This is a genomic window from Massilia hydrophila (assembly GCF_020208145.1).
GTDB lineage: Bacteria > Pseudomonadota > Gammaproteobacteria > Burkholderiales > Burkholderiaceae_D > Telluria > Telluria hydrophila.
This window is the reverse complement of sequence record NZ_JAHYBX010000005.1, coordinates 157,147-173,783: the sequence shown is the minus strand read 5'-3', so window position 1 is coordinate 173,783 and position 16,637 is coordinate 157,147. Positions and strand designations below refer to the sequence as shown.

The window sequence follows — 16,637 nt, the reverse complement described above, 5'->3', positions numbered from 1 at the left end:
TCTTTTTAGAAACATATTTTGCCGTGCCGAATTCCCGTGCGAGGCTTGGCGCGACTCAACCGAAAGCGTTAGGATCGAGCCAAGGCGCAGACCCATCGGCCCATGGCCCGCTCGGCCCGATGGCGCAGCCGGATCGGAGCGGGCCAGCCAAGGAGACAGCCGTGAACATCGCACTTGCCCGCACCTGCGCGGTCTACGACCTGGCTGACGTCCAGGAAGCGCTGGACCGCAGCCGCGGCCGCTCCCCGGAACTCGAGGCGTTCTACGAACGCATGCTGGAGACCGGGGGCGACCGCTTCGTCACCCGGCCCTCGTCGATCGACGCGCTCGATCCCCTGTTCGAGGAATGTCCGAATTTCGACGAAGTCCTGGACGACCTGGCGCGCTACCTGGCCCTGGCGCACGCGGGCGACCGCGGCTTCAATGTCATGCCGATCCTGCTGCTGGGCGGACCGGGCGTGGGCAAGACCCATTTCGCGCGGCGCCTGGCGCGGGTGATGCAGACCGAATGCGAACTGATCAGCATGAACGCCCTATCGGCCGGCTTCGTCATCACCGGCAGCTCGGCCAGCTGGCGCGGCGCCAAGTGCGGCAAGGTGGCCGAGCGCCTGGTGCGCGGCCAGTTCGCCAATCCCGTGATCGTGCTGGACGAAGTGGAAAAGGCGAGCGGTTCGACCCAGTCCGACCCGCTGGCCGCGCTCTACCAGCTGCTCGAGCCGGAAACGGCCAGCAGCTTTCGCGACGAGTTCATCGACGTCGAGATCGATGCCTCGCAGATCTTCTGGGTGCTGACCGCCAATTCGGTCGAAGGGATTCCGCACCCGCTGCTGAACCGCATGGCGGTGTACGAGGTGCCCGCGCCCACCGTGGAGCAGGCGGCCGGCATCGCCCAGCGCATGTATGCGGGGCTGCTGGACGAACTGAACCTGGCGGCTTTCGATCCGCGCCTGGGCGACGTGGTGCTGGATAAACTGGTGGGCGTATCGCCGCGCGACCTGCGCAAGACCCTGCTCGATGGCCTGGGCCACGCGGTGGCGGCCGGGCGCGGGCACGTGATCGCCGCCGACATCCGCCTCAAGCCGACGCCGGGCAAGGGGCGGATCGGCTTCTGACGCCGGCCGCGGCCGCGGCTAGCGGCCTGGCCCGGGGCCGGCGCCGCCGGGCGGCTCGCCCTTCCACACGCAGATGAGGATCAGGAGCGCGGCCAGCCCGAACACCCAGGCCTCGAAATACCAGGCGCCGTGCGGGAGGATGAGGACCGCCCCGGCCACCAGCAGCACGAAGAAACCCACGAACACCACCCAGCCCTGCCAGGTCAGGGGCAGGCCCCACCCCCATCCGTGTCCTGGTGGCTTGGCGGGAAACCAGTAGGCGGGCCTGGTCTTGTCGCTCATCGTGTACCCTTCATGCGTGCCGCGTTTCGATCAGGGGATGATGCCAGCCGCAGGAGCACGGAAAACTCTCCGATTGTCACCTAGGACAAATAGGCCTTGAGCACCGCCGCGCTGCGGTCCATGCCCTCCTTCAGGCGCTTTTCTGCATGCAGCGCGTATTGCTCGGGCGCGGCGCCGCCCTGGCTGGCGGCCCTGGCCGACATCGCCTTGGCCGCGATGCCGAGCGCCACCACCGCCTGGTCCCAGGTCAGCCCCGAGGCCAGCGCGTCTTCCACTACCCGCGCCGCCAGCGTTCCGAGCTTGTCGATCAGCCGTGGATCGGTTTCTCCCAGCTTGAGCATGTGCGTCCTCCGCGTGGCCTGTCCAAGGGCGGATCATAAGCGATCTGCCGCTACCCCGGTACACGCTTGCCCTGCGGCTCCGTCCTGTCAGTGCGGGCAGGCCGCCCCAGGTGCCGGCGCCCGGCTGGCGAGGGCGCGTCCGGCGGCGAGGTCGCGCGCCAGCTGGCCCAGGAAGTAGCCATTGCACAGTCCGAGCAGGCCGCAGGCCGGCAGCGCGAAGCCGGCGCCGTCCGCCAGTTGCGGCTGCACCGCCTGCAGCACGGCGATCGCATACTTGACCGCGAACACCGCCAGCATCATCAGGAGCGGCGCCCAGCTGCCGCGGACGCGCAGCGTGCCGGCCGCCTTGCCCGCCACGACGCGGCTGCCGCCCAAGGCCCAGCGCTGCAGCCCGATGAGGACGGCACCTGCGAGCCAGGCGCCCATCGCCGCCGAACCGAGGCCGTAGCGCGCGCCGACCGATTGCAGCGCCAGCAGCAGCATCACCACAGGGATGATCGCCAGGCGCACGGGGGTGATGTCGCGCTCGCGCAGCGCCAGCACGCCGCGCAGCACCAGGAAGGCCAGGATGGCCCAGACGTAGGACGGGGTATGGATGAGGATCTGCGACATGGAAGGCTCCCGCGGGTTTGGAATACGGGCAGTGTAGGCGGCCCCGGGGACGGGCAGCGGGCCTTGCGACGAAGGGCCGCTGCGCGGCGCGAACTGCATGCCGGCAGCGCCAGTTGCGCCAGGCCGGCCTAGCCCTGGTCCTGCCCCCAGCTCCTTGCGTGCGCGACGGCCCTGCCCCAGCGCGCCATCCGTTCGGTGCGCTCCTGCTCTCCCATCGCCGGCTCGAAGCGGCGCTCGACCTGCCACTGGCGCGCGATGTCTTCCCGGCTGTCCCAGTAGCCTACCGCCAGCCCGGCCAGGTAGGCCGCGCCCAGCGCCGTGGTCTCAAGGACGCGCGGACGCAGTACCGGTACGCCCAGCAGGTCGGCCTGGAACTGCATCAGCAGGTCGTTGCGGGCGGCGCCGCCGTCGGCGCGGATCTCGGTGACGGCGCAGGCGGCATCCTTCTGCATCGCCACCAGCAGTTCCGCGCTCTGGTAGGCGATCGCTTCGACCGCCGCGCGCGCGATGTGGGCGCCGGTCGTCCCGCGCGTCATGCCGACGATGCCGGCGCGCGCATAGGGGTCCCAGTGCGGCGCGCCCAGGCCGGTAAAGGCCGGCACCAGCATCACGCCGCCGCTGTCCGGCACGCTCAGGGCCAGCGCTTCGACGTCCTGCGACTGCTTGATGATGCCGAGACCGTCGCGTAGCCACTGCACGGTGGCACCGCCCATGAAGACGCTGCCTTCCAGCAGGTAGTCGGTGGTGCCGGCGACCGTCCAGCCGACGGTGGACAGCAGCCGGTGCTGCGACACCGGCGGCGTCTCCCCCGCGTGCATCAGCATGAAGCAGCCGGTGCCATAGGTATTCTTGACCAGTCCCTTGCGCTGGCAGGCCTGGCCGAAGGTGGCGGCCTGCTGGTCGCCCGCGATGCCGGCGATCGGCAGCGCCGCGCCGAACCAGTCCGCGGCCGCCAGGCCCACGATCCCGGAACTGGCGACGACTTCCGGCAGCACGGCCGGCGGGATATCGAACAGGCCGAGGAGCTCCGCGTCCCAGCGCAGGGTATGGATATTGAAGAGCATGGTGCGCGCGGCATTGCTGGGGTCGGTGACGTGGCGCCCGCACAGGCGGTACACCAGCCAGCTGTCGACCGTGCCGAAGGCGAGTTCGCCCCGCTCGGCGCGCGCACGCGCGCCCGGGACGTGCTCCAGCAGCCAGTGCAGCTTGGTGGCGGAAAAATAGGCGTCGAGTTCGAGGCCGGTGCGGCGCCCGATCTCGCCGGCCTGCCCTTGCGCGCGCAGCTGCTCGCAGAAATCGGCGGTGCGGCGGTCTTGCCAGACGATGGCGCGCGCCACCGGTTCGCCGGTGGCGCGGTCCCACAGGATGGTGGTCTCGCGCTGGTTGGCGATGCCGAGCGCGGCGACCTGGGCGCCATCGACGCCGGCCTGGCGCAATACGGCGCGCGCGCAGGCGAGCTGGCTGTGCCAGATGTCGAGGGCGTCGTGCTCGACCCAGCCGGGCTGGGGAAAGTGCTGGGGATACTCCTGCTGGCAGCTGGCAACCGGCAAGCCGGCGCGGTCGAACAGGATGGCGCGCGAACTGGTGGTGCCCTGGTCGAGGGCAAGGATGTATTGCTGCATCGATGACTCCGCCAGGGCCGAATTCAAGTAAAGCAGGCCGATAGGCCGGATTCTGTGTAGTGGTCTCCCTTGCGGGACGCCCCTATGACAGCCATTCCTCTAGGCGCTGGATTACTCCAGCGCTCAAGCTTCCTACCCGCACGCTCCGCGAGCAACATCAACGCGTGCCTATTTGGAATTGCTCCAGGTGGAGGTTACCGCGTTTCACCGTAACTGAATACGCTCGTCTCTGTGGCCCTATTCCTCGCCTTATACCCGGCTTGCGCCGGGCTTTCAGCGGACGGCCGTTAACCGTCACCCCGCTCTGTGGAGTCCGGACCTTCCTCCCGCCCGCACCCGAAAGTGAGGACCAGCGGCTGTCTGGCCTGCTTCACGGGAGGCATTGTAACCGATCGGGCTGGCGCCGGGCCGGCGCCATGCGCCGCTGTCGTTTTCCGCGCAGGCTCCCGGCCGGCCAGGCGGGCGACTGCCGCGTTTTCTGAAATTTCGTGTCGCCATTTCAAAATCCTTGCCCCGCCCATCCACATAGAATGCCCGGATGCCACAACTCCAAGGATGACCGATACCATGACGCACCCTTCCCGCAGCGGCGGCCAGATCCTGGTCGATGCGCTCCATACCCACGGCGTGGACACCGCCTTCGGCGTGCCCGGCGAAAGCTATCTCGACGTGCTCGATGCGCTGCACGACTCAAGCATCCGCTTCGTGATCAACCGGCAGGAGGGCGGTGCGGCCTTCATGGCCGAGGCCTACGGCAAGATGACCGGCAAGCCAGGCATCTGCTTCGTCACCCGCGGCCCGGGCGCGACCAATGCCTCGATCGGCGTGCATACGGCCTACCAGGACTCGACCCCGATGATCCTGTTCATCGGCCAGGTCGGCAGCGACTTCATCGACCGCGAAGCCTTCCAGGAAATCGACTACCGCCGCATGTTCGGCCAGATGGCGAAATGGGTGGCGCAGATCGACCGCGCCGACCGCATCCCCGAATACGTGGCGCGCGCCTTCCAGGTGGCCACCAGCGGCCGCCCGGGTCCGGTGGTGCTGGCGCTGCCGGAGGACATGCTGGTGGCGCAGGCGGCCGTGGCCGACGCGCGCCGCTACCAGCCGGTGCAGGCCGCGCCGGCGCAGGCGCAGATCGAGCAGCTGCGCGCCATGCTGCTTGACGCCCGGCGCCCGGTCGTGCTGCTGGGCGGCGGCTCCTGGACCGACCAGGCCTGCGCTGACCTGGCCCGCTTCGCCGAGGCCAACCGCCTGCCGGTGGGCTGCACCTTCCGCTTCCAGGACCTGCTGGACAACGCGCACCCGAACTACGTGGGCGATGTCGGCATCGGCATCAACCCCAAGCTGGCCGCGCGCGTGAAAGACGCCGACCTGGTGATCGCGATCGGCCCGCGCCTGGGCGAGATGACGACCGGCGGCTACTCGCTGCTGTCGTCGCCGGTGCCGCGCCAGAAACTGGTGCACATCCATGCCGACCCCGACGAACTGGGCAGCGTCTACCAGGCCGACCTGATGATCGCCAGCGGCCCGGCGCAAGCCTGCGCGATGCTGGCCGCGATGGCGCCGGTGGATGCGTCGGCCTGGGCCGGCACGGTGGAAGAAGCGAAGGCCGAGCTGGCTGCCTGGCAGGGCCAGCCGCCGATCTTCGCCCAGGGCGGCGGCGCCCCGCTCGACCTGTGGCAGGTGGTGCAGGAACTGATGCGGCAGGCGCCGCGCGACACCATCATCACGAACGGCGCTGGCAACTACGCCACCTGGGCGCACCGCTTCTACCGCTACGGCGGGCGCCGCACCCAGCTCGCGCCGACCAGCGGCGCCATGGGCTATGGCGTGCCGTCCGGCGTGGCGGCCAAGATCATCGCGCCCGAACGCACCGTGGTCACCTTCGCCGGCGACGGCGAATTCATGATGACCGGCCAGGAACTGGCCACCGCCGTGCAGTACCGCGCCGGCCTGCTGGTCCTGCTGTTCAACAACAACATGTTCGGCACCATCCGCATGCACCAGGAGCGCGACTATCCGGGCCGCGTGTCGGGTACCGAACTGCACAATCCGGACTTCGCCGCCCTCGCGCGCGCCTATGGCGGCCACGGCGAAGTGGTCGAGACCACCGAGGCCTTCGGCCCCGCCCTGGAGCGCGCGCTGGCGTATGCCCGCGAACGCCAGCTGCCGGCCCTGATCGAGCTGCGCTACGACGGCAACCTGATCACGCCGAACGCGACGCTGGACACCATCCGCCAGAACGCGCAGGCGGCCCGGGCGACGGCATAAGCGGAGCGTGGGCGCGCGCCCGCGCCACACCGGGTTTGCTCCCACCCTGGTCCGGCGCCGGACCGGGGTGGGCGCGTCTTGCTGCTCTGGTAAAATATTCGCACTATTTTTCATCGCCGGTTCCCACCGGCCCCTGCGCAGGATCCGCCCCCACCATCTATGTTTAGTTTCTTTAAAAGAAAGAAGCCTGAAGCCGAGGCGAGCCCGCCCGCGGCGGCCGAGCCAGCCGCGCCCATCGCGCCCGTCACCGCCAAGGAAGCGGCGCCCCGGCCGGCCCCGCAGTCCGCTCCCCTGCCCGAGCCGGTACCCCCCGGCGAAGGCGAACTCTTCCCCGAAACCGCCGAGCGCCCCACCAGCGTCGCGGAGCAGAAGAAATCCTGGATGGCGCGCCTGAAGGCCGGCCTGTCCAAGACTTCCAGCAACCTGTCGCTGCTGTTCGTCGGCGCCCGCATCGACGAGGACCTGTACGAGGAGCTCGAGGCCGCGCTGCTGATGTCGGACGCCGGCATGGACGCCACCGAACACCTGCTGTCCTCCCTGCGCCGCAAGGTCAAGGAAGACAAGCTGCTCGACGCCGCCGCCGTCAAGGCCGCGCTGAAGGAGCTGATGGTCGAGCTGCTCATGCCGCTGCAAAAGCCGCTGGAACTGGGCCGCCACGCGCCGCTCGTGATGATGATCTCGGGCGTGAACGGCGCCGGCAAGACCACCACCATCGGCAAGCTGGCCAAGCACATGCAGCGCTTCGACCAGTCGGTGCTGCTGGCCGCCGGCGACACCTTCCGCGCCGCCGCGCGCGAGCAGCTGATGGTGTGGGGCCAGCGCAACAACGTCACCGTGATCTCGCAGGCCTCGGGCGACCCGGCCGCCGTGGCCTTCGATGCGGTGCAGTCGGGCAAGGCGCGCGGGGTGGACGTGGTGATGGTCGATACCGCCGGCCGCCTGCCGACCCAGCTGCACCTGATGGAAGAACTCAAGAAGATCAAGCGCGTCATCGGCAAGGGCATGGACGGCGCGCCGCACGAAACCCTGCTGGTCATCGACGGCAATACGGGCCAGAACGCACTGGCCCAGGTAAAAGCCTTCGACGACGCGCTCGGCCTGAGCGGCCTGATCATCACCAAGCTGGACGGCACCGCCAAGGGCGGCGTGCTGGCCGCGATCGCGCGCACGCGCCCGGTGCCGGTGTACTTTATCGGCGTGGGCGAGAAACTGGACGACCTGCAGCCGTTCAACGCCGAAGAATTCGTCGAAGCGCTGCTGGGCTGAGGAAGCAGATGATCGAGTTCCAGTCCGTCTCCAAGCAATATTCCTCCGATGCCTATGCGCTGCGCGACGTCTCGCTCAGCATCGCCAAGGGCGAACTGGTCTACCTGGCCGGCCCGTCCGGGGCCGGCAAGTCGACCCTGATGAAAATGGTGGCCGCCGTCGAGCGGCCCAGCAGCGGCGTAGTCACGGTCAACGGCCAGGACATCGGCCGCATCAAGAAGGCCGGCATTCCCTTCCTGCGCCGCAACCTGGGCCTGATCTTCCAGCACCAACGCCTGCTCAACGACCGTAACATCCTGGCCAACGTGATGCTGCCGCTGCTGGTCACCGGCGCCCCCCGGGGCCAGGCCGAAGGGCGCGCCCGCGCGGCCCTGGACAAGGTGGGCCTGGGCGAGCGCGCCCGCGCCCTGCCGCTGGAACTGTCCGGCGGCGAGCAGCAGCGGGTGGCGGTGGCGCGCGCCATCGTCAACCGCCCGCAGATCATCCTGGCCGACGAGCCGACCGCCAACCTCGACCGCGCCGCTGCCGACCGGGTACTGGACGCGCTGCGCGCCTTCCACGCCGCCGGCGTCACCTGCCTGATCTCGACCCATGACGACACCGTGCTCGACAGCGCGCAGGCGCGCGTGATCCGCCTCGAGCATGGCGAACTGGCCGACGCTGGCCACGTGGGAGGTGCGGCATGAGCCCCTGGATGCGCCAGCACAGCTTCGCGCTCGGTTCGGCCCTGTCCACGGTGCGCAAGGCGCCAGGCAGCTTCCTGTTCAACGTGCTCGTGGTCGCGTTTGCCCTGATGCTGCCGTTTGCCGGCATCACCCTGCTCGACAACGTGCGGCCGCTGTCCGAACAGCTGTCGGTCGATCCGGAACTGAGCGTGTTCCTGGAGCTCGACGCCACGCGCGAGCAGGCAGCCGCCCTGCAGCCGCGCATCCGCGCCATCGCCGCCGCCGGCGGCAAGGCCGAGCTGGAATTCGTGCCGCGCGAGCGGGCCCTGGCCGCGATGAAGGACAGGAGCGGCCTGGGCGACGTGCTCGACACCCTGGGCGACAACCCGCTGCCGGACAGCTTCCGCATGCGCCTGGACGGCAGCGGCGCCGCCAGCCAGGTCGATGCCATCAGCGCGCAGTTGCGCGCCCTGCCCGGCGTGGACGTGGTGCAGGTCGACTCGGCCTGGGTCAAGCGCCTGGCCGCGATGCTGGCCATCCTGCGCCTGGCCCTGCTGCTGCTGGCGCTGACCCTGGGCGTGGTGGTGATCGCGGTGGTGTTCAATACCATCCGCCTGCAGGTGCTGACCCAGAAGGAAGAGATCGCCGTCTCGAAACTGCTGGGGGCGACCGACAATTTCATCCACCGTCCCTTCTACTACACGGGCGCCCTGCTCGGCCTGTGCGCGGGCGCGGTGGCGCTCGGCGCGGTGCTGCTGGCGCTGGCGCCGCTGAACGCGGCCATCGCCGAGTTCGCCCGGCTGTACGCGTCGGAATTCCAGCTGGCGCCGCTCGGCGCACTGGAAACGGCGGGCGTGCTGGCGATCAGCGCCGGTCTCGGCCTGATCGGTGCGATGCTGTCGGTGCAGCGCCACCTGGCGCGCGTGCGCTAGGGCTGCAGCGCCGCCTGCCGCGCAGGGAGCGATATGGCTTAGCCGTCGCTCCCTACGCTCAGGCGAGCGCTATTCCTACAGGCCGCGCCCGCTGAAGGTGCGCCAGCCAACAGAAGCCAGCCGCTGGCGCCCCTAATCTGTCCCTAAGCGCCATTCCACCGTTTTCCAGCTGTTTTTCGCACACTTTTGATGTGAATCAAGCAAATCGAGCCTGCCTTTGCTCTACAGTAAAAGATCTGCGTAGTTGATTCCAAATGGCAATACTTTAGCCAAACTTAATCGATTCCCGCGGACCGATCGATCGTCTAGCACTCACCTCGGGAGAGTGCTAATATATGCTTCGAAGACAGCAAAAATCAAGGAAAGCATCCGGTAACAAGGGGTAACGCTGGTGTCGCGTGACATGGGTCCGTGGCACATTGGATGCAGATCACTACGAGGGAAATTGAACATGTCCGCACAATCCGCATTGGTTCCAGCCGGAAGTCGTGCTCTGGGACTGGGCTTTACCGGCAATCTCGGCAACATCGACGCCTATATCTCGGCCGTCAATCGCCTGCCGATGCTGACCCACGAAGAGGAAGTTTCGCTGGCAACGCGGCTGCGGGAAAAGAACGACCTGGACGCTGCCCAGAAGCTCGTGCTTTCGCACCTGCGCCTGGTGGTGTCGATCGCGCGCGGCTACCTCGGCTATGGCCTGCCGCACGCCGACCTGATCCAGGAAGGCAATATCGGCCTCATGAAGGCCGTCAAGCGCTTCGACCCGAACCAGGGCGTGCGTCTCGTCTCGTACGCGATGCACTGGATCAAGGCCGAGATGCACGAATACATCCTCAAGAACTGGCGCCTGGTGAAAGTCGCGACGACCAAGGCCCAGCGCAAGCTGTTCTTCAACCTGCGCAGCAACAAGGTGGGCCTGGACACCATGACCCCGGGCCAGGTCGACGAGCTGGCGAAGATGCTCGACGTCAAGCGCGAAGAAGTGATCGAGATGGAAACCCGCCTGTCGGGCCGCGACATCGCGCTCGAATCGCCAACCGATGACGACGACGACAAGTTCGCGCCGATCGCCTACCTGTCCTCCGAGCAGCAGGAGCCGACCCGCGTTCTGGAAGCGGCGCAGGTTGACCGCCTGCAATCGGAAGGCATCGAAACCGCGCTCGGCAAGCTGGACCCGCGTTCGCGCCGCATCGTGGAAGCGCGCTGGCTGGCCAACGACGACGGCTCGGGCGCCACGCTGCATACGCTGGCCGAGGAATTCGGCGTATCGGCCGAGCGCATCCGCCAGATCGAATCGGCGGCGCTCAAGAAGATGAAAGGCGCGCTGGCGGCTTACGTGTGAGCGCCTGCACGCTTCAACCAACAACCCCGCTGCGGCGGGGTTTTTCTTTGGCAGTTTCGATGCAGCCCTGCAGGCCTAGACAAGCGCGGCGCCGCGCTCGCGCGTATACATGCCGACCGCTTTGCCATACAGCGCGACGTCCGCTTCGTACGTCAGGCCAAGGCGCCCGGCAACGCGCAGCGACGATGCATTGCCTGGATCGATGAGCGCCCGAACTGTTGATTCGCGCCGGACCTCGAAAGCATGGTGCAGGAGTGCCGCTGCCGCTTCGTGTGCGAATCCCTGGCCCCAGCAGGCACGATAAGTATTCCAGCCGAGCTCCATCACCTTCGATTCCTCGCGAAAGAACGCGCCGACACTGCCGACGAGCCGGCCGCTCTCCCGTTCCTCGACCGACCACCATCCGGCGCCATCCAGGAGCCACATTCCTGCCTGTGAACAGAAGATCCGCCATGCAGCCTGGCGCTCGACCACACCGATGTAGGCCGCGCTGACAGGATCGGCACAATGCGCCGCGAATGCGTCGAAGTCTTCCCGCCGATATTCACGCAGGATGAGCCGGTCCGTGTGGAGGATGGGAACAGAAGTGGTGAATGCACCGTTCATGCGCTGGATTCCTTGGGCCCGGCCTGCTTCAGGCCACGCTGCTGCTCACCGACCAGCAGCTTCTCGAGCGTGCGCATGTTCTTGCTGTTCGACTCATGCACAAAGCTCATCTGCGCGAGCACCCGGTACAGCTCGCGCGCCGTAATGTCGCTCATCTCCAGGTTGCTCATCACGTTCGACAATTGCGGCCGGTCGATGAAGGAGCCGCCGGCGCCCAGCATCATCGCCTGGATGTCCCGCATGTTGGCATATTGCCGCGCGTAGCGCTGGAGCTGTTCCTGCGACATGAAGCTCAACGCCTGGTTGGCTACCGCCACGTCCCAGGCTTCGCGCTGCAGGGACGGGGTGCGCAGGCTGACGGTGAAACGCTCGCCCGATGCGTGCATCACGTGCTGGATGGCCGCTTCATCGCCAACACCGGCCTTGATATCCGCCAACAGGATCTCCTGCAGCCGCCGCAGGCGCTTCACCTCGCCGTCGCTATGCGCGACGACCGCGCGCATTTCGGCCAGGTTCACGGCAATCTCCGCATCCAGGTTGCGCGCCGCTTCGCGTGCCTCGCGCGCCTGGTTGAACTGGCGTACGCCGTTTTCCAGGCCGAGGGCGGTGACGATACTGAGGACGATCATCACGTATTCGCCGGCGAAGTGCCTGAAGGCGCGGGCCTTCTTCGGCGCGGCCTCGCCCGACGCTGCCGTGGTCTGCGAATCTGCCGCCCCTGCCGCCCCTGCCTCCATGTCGTCTCCGTCGATGTCCGAGAAACAAACTCTAGCATGCATTCCGCCCTGACATTCCATGCGCCGGCCACTCCATGCGTGCTGCATTCCGTTCCGCGTTTGCAGGCGTGAAAACGCGTTCCCGCCGCCCCGGCTAGAATGACCGTTTTGACCAGGCCTGCCCAAGGAGACCTTGATGACCGACCAGTACGTTCCACCGAAAGTCTGGACCCCGCCCGCTTCGAGCGGCGGCGCCTTCGCCAGCATCAACCGCCCCGTGGCCGGTCCGACCCACGAGGCCGAACTGCCGGTCGGCAAACACTCGCTGCAGCTGTATTCGCTGGCCACGCCCAACGGCGTCAAGGTGACGATCATGCTGGAGGAACTGCTGGCCCTCGGCCACGCCGGGGCCGAATACGATGCCTGGCTCATCAAGATCAACGAAGGCGCCCAGTTCTCCAGCGGATTCGTCGCCATCAACCCGAACTCCAAGATTCCGGCCCTGGTCGACCGCAGCGGCCCGGAGCCGGTGCGGGTATTCGAATCCGGTGCGATCCTGGTCTACCTTGCGGAAAAATTCGGCGCCTTCCTGCCGCAAGACGGCGTCGCCCGCACCGAGACCCTGAACTGGCTGTTCTGGCAGATGGGCTCGGCGCCTTTCGTGGGCGGCGGCTTCGGCCACTTCTACGCCTATGCGCCGGAAAAACTGCAGTACCCGATCGACCGCTATGCGATGGAGACCAAGCGCCAGCTCGACGTGCTCGAGCGCCAGCTGGCGCAGCAGCGCTTCGTCGCCGGCAGCGACTACACGATCGCCGACATGGCGATCTGGCCCTGGTACGGCGGCATGGTGCGCGGCGAGCTGTACGAGGCGGGCGAATTCCTGTCCGTGCACGACTATCCCCACGTGCGGCGCTGGGCCGACGAGATCGCCGCCCGCCCGGCGGTACTGCGCGGCCGCAAGGTCAACCGGGTGCGCGGCAAGCCGGAGGAACAGGTGCCGGAACGCCACGACGCTGCCGACCTCGACTGAGCGGCGGCGCCAACGGGGCACCGGCGGGGCGCCCGTACCTGCACCGGCGCCGGCACAGGGCCGCACGGATGCGCTATGCTGGCGCGACGTCCTTCATTGTCTTTCCCGGCTCGGAGACCGCCATGTTCAGCAAAAACACGATTTGCCTCTGGTTCGATGGTGCAGCCCTGGAAGCGGCGCAGTTCTACGCCGCCACCTTTCCCGACAGCGCGGTGGGTGCGGTCTTCCATGCGCCGGGCGACTTCCCGTCCGGCAGGCAGGGCGACGTGCTCACGGTGCAGTTCACCGTGGCCGGTATTGCCTGCATCGGCCTGAACGGCGGGCCGGCCTTCCCGCATACGGAAGCGTTTTCCTTCCAGATCGCCACCGAGGACCAGGAAGAGACCGACCGCCTGTGGCACGCCATCGTCGACAACGGCGGCCAGGAAAGCGCCTGCGGCTGGTGCAAGGACCGCTGGGGCCTGTCCTGGCAAATCACCCCGCGCGTGCTGAGCGAGGGCATCGCCGACCCCGACCCGGCCGTGGCAAAACGCGTCTTCGACGCGATGATGGGCATGCGCAAGATCGACGTCGCCGCCATCGAAGCCGCGCGCCGCGGCTGAGGTCCGCAAGGGAGATCGGCGCGGCCCTTCCCGCCGCCCGCCTGGCGGACCTGCCGGATGAACCTGCCGCCAACGATCACCGCGTGGGCGGCGCCCAGGGCAACCGCCGTTCCCGCTGCCGGGTACAGCCGCCCACTCTACGCGGACAGGTGCTCGATCAGGATCGTGGTGCCGACCAGGACCAGTACCACGCCGCCGATGCGCTCGGCATTGCGTCCCACGGCCGCGCCCAGGCGCCGTCCGAGCAGCACGCCGATGGTGACCATCACCGTGGTCGAGACGCCGATCGCGGCGGCCGCGTGCACAATGGACACGTCGACGAAGGCCAGGCCGACCCCGACCGCCATCGCGTCGATGCTGGTCGCCACCGCCGTCAGTACCAGCACCAGCAGGTTCTGGGAGCCGCCCTCCTCTTCCTGTTCCTCGTCGGCGCCGAAGGACAGCCAGATCATGCGTGCGCCCAGCCCGAGCAGCAGGGCGAAGGCGATCCAGTGGTCCCACTGGCGGATGGCGTCGGCTGCCAGCGAGCCCAGCGCCCAGCCGACCAGCGGGGTGATGGTCTCGATGCAGCCGAACAGCAGCCCGATGCGTAGGGCCTGCGGCAGGCCGGGCTTGCGCAGCGCGGCGCCCTTGGCGATCGCGGCGGCGAAGGCGTCGGTCGACATGGCAAGGGCGAGGAAAACGAGGGCGGTGAAAGTCATGATGGATCCGGTCGGCGGCGCACAGCCAGGACAGGGGCGTGTCCGCACGCTACGGCAGGGCAAGGATGGAAGCAGCCCCGGGCTCGGGGTGTGGGCATTCTAGAAGGAAAGACCTGACGCCGCAACCACTGCCGTCCCCATGTCCCCCTCCATCCCGCCGCGCCGGCGCGCGTGCGCGCGACCGCGACCGACAGGTTTGCTATGATGGCCATTCCAAAAAAACAACTGGATGACATCGCATGCCTGCCCTGCTCCGTGTCCCTGTCCGTGCGCCCGCCCTGCTCTTGCTGGCCGGCGCCAGCCTGCTGGGCGGCTGCGCCACCAGCCACGACCGCCTGCCCGAGGCGCGCTACACCCTGGCCGAACACCAGGTGCTGCCGCTGGCCGAGCGCCTCAGCATCACCTACGAAGGCGCGGAAGACAGCCGCTGCCCGGACAATGCGCGCTGCGTCTGGGCGGGGCAGCTGTCCTACCGCTTCACCCTGCGCGTCGGCAGCGTGGCGCAGGCCTTCTACCTGGTGCCGGGCCGGCCCGGCTACATGTCGCCGGCGCTGCGCGGCTCGCGCATCGTGCTCGACCACCTGACGCCGCCGCCGCCGCGCGGCATGGCCAACAATCCGCCGCCGTCCTATCCGGTGGCCATCAACATCTACGCGCAATAAGCGCGCCGGGAGCGACCCATGCGCAACGCGCTGCTGCTCGCCTGCGGGCTGGGCCTGTCCATCGTCCTGCATGCGCCGCCGGCGGCGGCCAGGACCCCGCTTGCCACCGGTACCGGGGGCGCCGTCGCCACCATCAGCGAACCGGCCTCGCAGGCGGCCATGGCGATCCTGGACCAGGGCGGCAACGCGGTCGACGCGGCGGTCGCGGCGGCCGCCACGCTGGGCGTGACCGACCCGTTCAGCTGCGGCATCGGCGGCGGCGGCTTCATGCTGGTCTACCTGGCGCGCGAACAGCGCGTGATCACCATCGACCACCGTGAAACGGCGCCGGCCAGCGTCACGCCCGCCGTCTTCCTCGAACATGGCAAGCCGCTCGACTTCGAGACCGTGGTGGCGAGCGGGGCCGCAGTCGGGGTGCCGGGCACGGTGCGCGGCTGGCACGAAGCGCTGCAGCGCTATGGCAGCATGGAGTTTCGCCAGGTGCTGGCGCCGGCGATCGCCGTGGCCGAGAAGGGCTTCCAGGTCACTGAAATATTCCATCATTTGACGTCCCAAAATGAAAGGAAATTTCAGCTGTATGCACCCACCAGTGCACTCTACCTGCGCGACGGCAAGGCCCTGCCACCGGGTACCCTGGTGCGCAATCCCGGCCTGGCCCGCGCCTACCGCGAGATCGCCGCGGGCGGGGTCAAGGCCTTCTACGAGGGACCGATCGCGCGCGCCATCGTCGAGGCCGTCAACCGTCCGCCGCTCGCGCCCGGCGCGCGCGCACTGGCGGGCCGCATGAGCCTGGCCGACCTGGCCAACTACGAGGCGCGCATTCGTCCGCCGCTGCGCTCTTCCTACCGCGGCTACGAGGTATTCGGCATGCCCCTGCCCAGCAGCGGCGGCGCCACCGTGGCCGAGGCGCTCAACATCCTGGAAGGCTTCGAACTGCGACGCATGCCGCGTCTCCAGGCCGAGCACCTGTACCTGGAGGCCAGCCGCCTCGCCTTTGCCGACCGCAATGCCTACCTGGCCGATCCCGAATACGTCGACGCCCCGCTGGCCGGCCTGCTGTCGAAGGACTTCGCCGCCGCCCGCCGCAAGCTGATCGGGCCGCGCGCCGCGCGCACGGTGGCGGCCGGCGATCCGTATGCCTTCCAGGACGACCCGAGCATTCCGCTGCGCCCCCGGCCCGCGCGCACCGGCGCCCGGCTGCAGCGCGAGAACGCCCACACCACCCACCTGACGGTGTCCGACAAGGACGGCAACGTGGTGTCGTACACCTTCACCATCGAATCCTGGGGCGGCAGCGGCATCGTGGTGCCCGGCTACGGCTTCCTGCTGAACAACGAGCTGACCGATTTCGACTTCGGCGGCCCGCACCCGAACGTGCCGGAAGCCGGCAAGCGCCCGCGCTCGAGCATGGCGCCGACCATCGTCCTGAAGGACGGCAAGCCGGCCTTCACCATCGGCAGCCCGGGCGGCGCCACCATCATCACCACGGTGCTGCAGACCATCTTCAACCACCTCGACCTGGGCATGCCGATGGACGCGGCCTTGAACGCTCCGCGCCTGTCCGAGCGCAACGGCGCGGCCACCTCGGTCGAGCCGGGCTTTCCCGGCAGCCCGGCGGCGCGCGCGCTCGAGCGCCTGGGCCACCGCTGGGAATCGGACCCCGAGGAAATCGGTGCCGCCAGCGCGCTGGTGTTCCATCCGGACGGCAGCGTGACCGCCGTCAGCGAAGGCCGGCGCCACGGCGTGGGCACGGCGCTGGTGCAGCGCAAGGGACACTGAGCGGCGCGGCCGCCGGCAAGCCGCCCCCCTGCCGGGGGCTGTTTCGTGGCGTCGCGCGGGGCTACATTCCAGACCGATGCCACCTTCAGG

At 68.4% G+C, this 16,637-nt stretch carries 17 protein-coding genes and 1 other RNA gene; 10 read left to right on the top strand and 8 right to left on the bottom strand.

From position 1 onward, the window contains the following. Window positions 1–161: 161 nt before the first annotated feature. Entirely contained in the window at window positions 162–1,112 is a 951-nt protein-coding gene (locus tag LE190_RS14215) for an AAA family ATPase (RefSeq protein WP_225239318.1), read from the top strand. Window positions 1,113–1,130: 18 nt separating this feature from the next. Here the strand turns inward: LE190_RS14215 and LE190_RS14210 are convergent, their stop codons facing one another. The 5 genes from LE190_RS14210 to rnpB form a co-directional block, all read right to left on the bottom strand. Next, window positions 1,131–1,394, bottom strand: coding sequence for an alkaline shock response membrane anchor protein AmaP (locus tag LE190_RS14210; RefSeq protein WP_225239317.1), 264 nt, complete (start codon window positions 1,392–1,394; stop codon window positions 1,131–1,133). An 80-nt stretch (window positions 1,395–1,474) separates the two neighbouring features. Continuing rightward, entirely contained in the window at window positions 1,475–1,735 is a 261-nt protein-coding gene (locus LE190_RS14205) for a hypothetical protein (protein ID WP_225239316.1), read from the bottom strand. A gap of 87 nt (window positions 1,736–1,822) precedes the next feature. Then, window positions 1,823–2,347 carry a DUF6622 family protein gene (locus LE190_RS14200; RefSeq protein WP_225239315.1) on the bottom strand — a complete coding sequence of 175 codons (525 nt, stop codon included), beginning with the start codon at window positions 2,345–2,347 and terminating at the stop codon, window positions 1,823–1,825. 128 nt (window positions 2,348–2,475) lie between these two features. Continuing rightward, the gene (glpK, locus tag LE190_RS14195) at window positions 2,476–3,969 is read right to left on the bottom strand and encodes a glycerol kinase GlpK (RefSeq protein ID WP_225239314.1); all 1,494 of its coding nucleotides are present in this window, start codon (window positions 3,967–3,969) and stop codon (window positions 2,476–2,478) included. A 25-nt stretch (window positions 3,970–3,994) separates the two neighbouring features. Continuing rightward, window positions 3,995–4,341: RNase P RNA component class A (gene rnpB, locus LE190_RS14190), an RNA gene on the bottom strand. A gap of 195 nt (window positions 4,342–4,536) precedes the next feature. Here rnpB and LE190_RS14185 point away from each other — a divergent pair. The 5 genes from LE190_RS14185 (at window position 4,537) to rpoH (ending at window position 10,448) form a co-directional block, all read left to right on the top strand. Continuing rightward, the gene (locus tag LE190_RS14185) at window positions 4,537–6,243 is read left to right on the top strand and encodes a thiamine pyrophosphate-binding protein (protein ID WP_225239313.1); all 1,707 of its coding nucleotides are present in this window, start codon (window positions 4,537–4,539) and stop codon (window positions 6,241–6,243) included. 159 nt (window positions 6,244–6,402) lie between these two features. Further along, the gene (ftsY, locus tag LE190_RS14180; RefSeq protein ID WP_225239312.1) at window positions 6,403–7,509 is read left to right on the top strand and encodes a signal recognition particle-docking protein FtsY; all 1,107 of its coding nucleotides are present in this window, start codon (window positions 6,403–6,405) and stop codon (window positions 7,507–7,509) included. 8 nt (window positions 7,510–7,517) lie between these two features. Beyond that, window positions 7,518–8,195 carry a cell division ATP-binding protein FtsE gene (locus LE190_RS14175; RefSeq protein WP_225239311.1) on the top strand — a complete coding sequence of 226 codons (678 nt, stop codon included), beginning with the start codon at window positions 7,518–7,520 and terminating at the stop codon, window positions 8,193–8,195. Beyond that, the gene (gene ftsX, locus LE190_RS14170; protein ID WP_225239310.1) at window positions 8,192–9,106 is read left to right on the top strand and encodes a permease-like cell division protein FtsX; all 915 of its coding nucleotides are present in this window, start codon (window positions 8,192–8,194) and stop codon (window positions 9,104–9,106) included. The genes LE190_RS14175 and ftsX overlap by 4 nt, the downstream gene beginning before the upstream one ends. 451 nt (window positions 9,107–9,557) lie before the next feature. Then, entirely contained in the window at window positions 9,558–10,448 is an 891-nt protein-coding gene (rpoH, locus tag LE190_RS14165) for an RNA polymerase sigma factor RpoH (protein WP_225239309.1), read from the top strand. A gap of 75 nt (window positions 10,449–10,523) precedes the next feature. On the opposite strand, the gene LE190_RS14160 is transcribed toward rpoH, so the two are convergent. After that, window positions 10,524–11,054, bottom strand: a complete 531-nt coding sequence (locus LE190_RS14160) for a GNAT family N-acetyltransferase (RefSeq protein WP_225239308.1) — start codon at window positions 11,052–11,054, stop codon at window positions 10,524–10,526. After that, window positions 11,051–11,791 (bottom strand): hypothetical protein, encoded by a 741-nt coding sequence (locus tag LE190_RS14155; RefSeq protein WP_225239307.1) that lies wholly within the window; start codon window positions 11,789–11,791, stop codon window positions 11,051–11,053. The genes LE190_RS14160 and LE190_RS14155 overlap by 4 nt, the downstream gene beginning before the upstream one ends. 175 nt (window positions 11,792–11,966) lie before the next feature. Here LE190_RS14155 and yghU point away from each other — a divergent pair, with 175 nt between their 5' ends. Both yghU and LE190_RS14145 read left to right on the top strand, forming a co-directional pair. Then, window positions 11,967–12,803 (top strand): glutathione-dependent disulfide-bond oxidoreductase, encoded by an 837-nt coding sequence (gene yghU, locus LE190_RS14150; RefSeq protein WP_225239306.1) that lies wholly within the window; start codon window positions 11,967–11,969, stop codon window positions 12,801–12,803. A 122-nt stretch (window positions 12,804–12,925) separates the two neighbouring features. After that, window positions 12,926–13,405 carry a VOC family protein gene (locus tag LE190_RS14145; protein ID WP_225239305.1) on the top strand — a complete coding sequence of 160 codons (480 nt, stop codon included), beginning with the start codon at window positions 12,926–12,928 and terminating at the stop codon, window positions 13,403–13,405. Between the two features lie 137 nt (window positions 13,406–13,542). Here LE190_RS14145 and LE190_RS14140 read toward each other — a convergent pair whose 3' ends face one another. After that, window positions 13,543–14,106, bottom strand: coding sequence for a manganese efflux pump MntP (locus LE190_RS14140; protein WP_225239304.1), 564 nt, complete (start codon window positions 14,104–14,106; stop codon window positions 13,543–13,545). A 239-nt stretch (window positions 14,107–14,345) separates the two neighbouring features. Between LE190_RS14140 and LE190_RS14135 the strand changes: the two genes are divergently transcribed. Next, window positions 14,346–14,768, top strand: coding sequence for a hypothetical protein (locus LE190_RS14135; protein WP_225239303.1), 423 nt, complete (start codon window positions 14,346–14,348; stop codon window positions 14,766–14,768). An 18-nt stretch (window positions 14,769–14,786) separates the two neighbouring features. Next, window positions 14,787–16,547: a gamma-glutamyltransferase gene (gene ggt, locus LE190_RS14130; protein ID WP_225239302.1), complete on the top strand. Its 1,761-nt coding sequence runs from the start codon at window positions 14,787–14,789 to the stop codon at window positions 16,545–16,547. Window positions 16,548–16,637 lie beyond the last annotated feature (90 nt).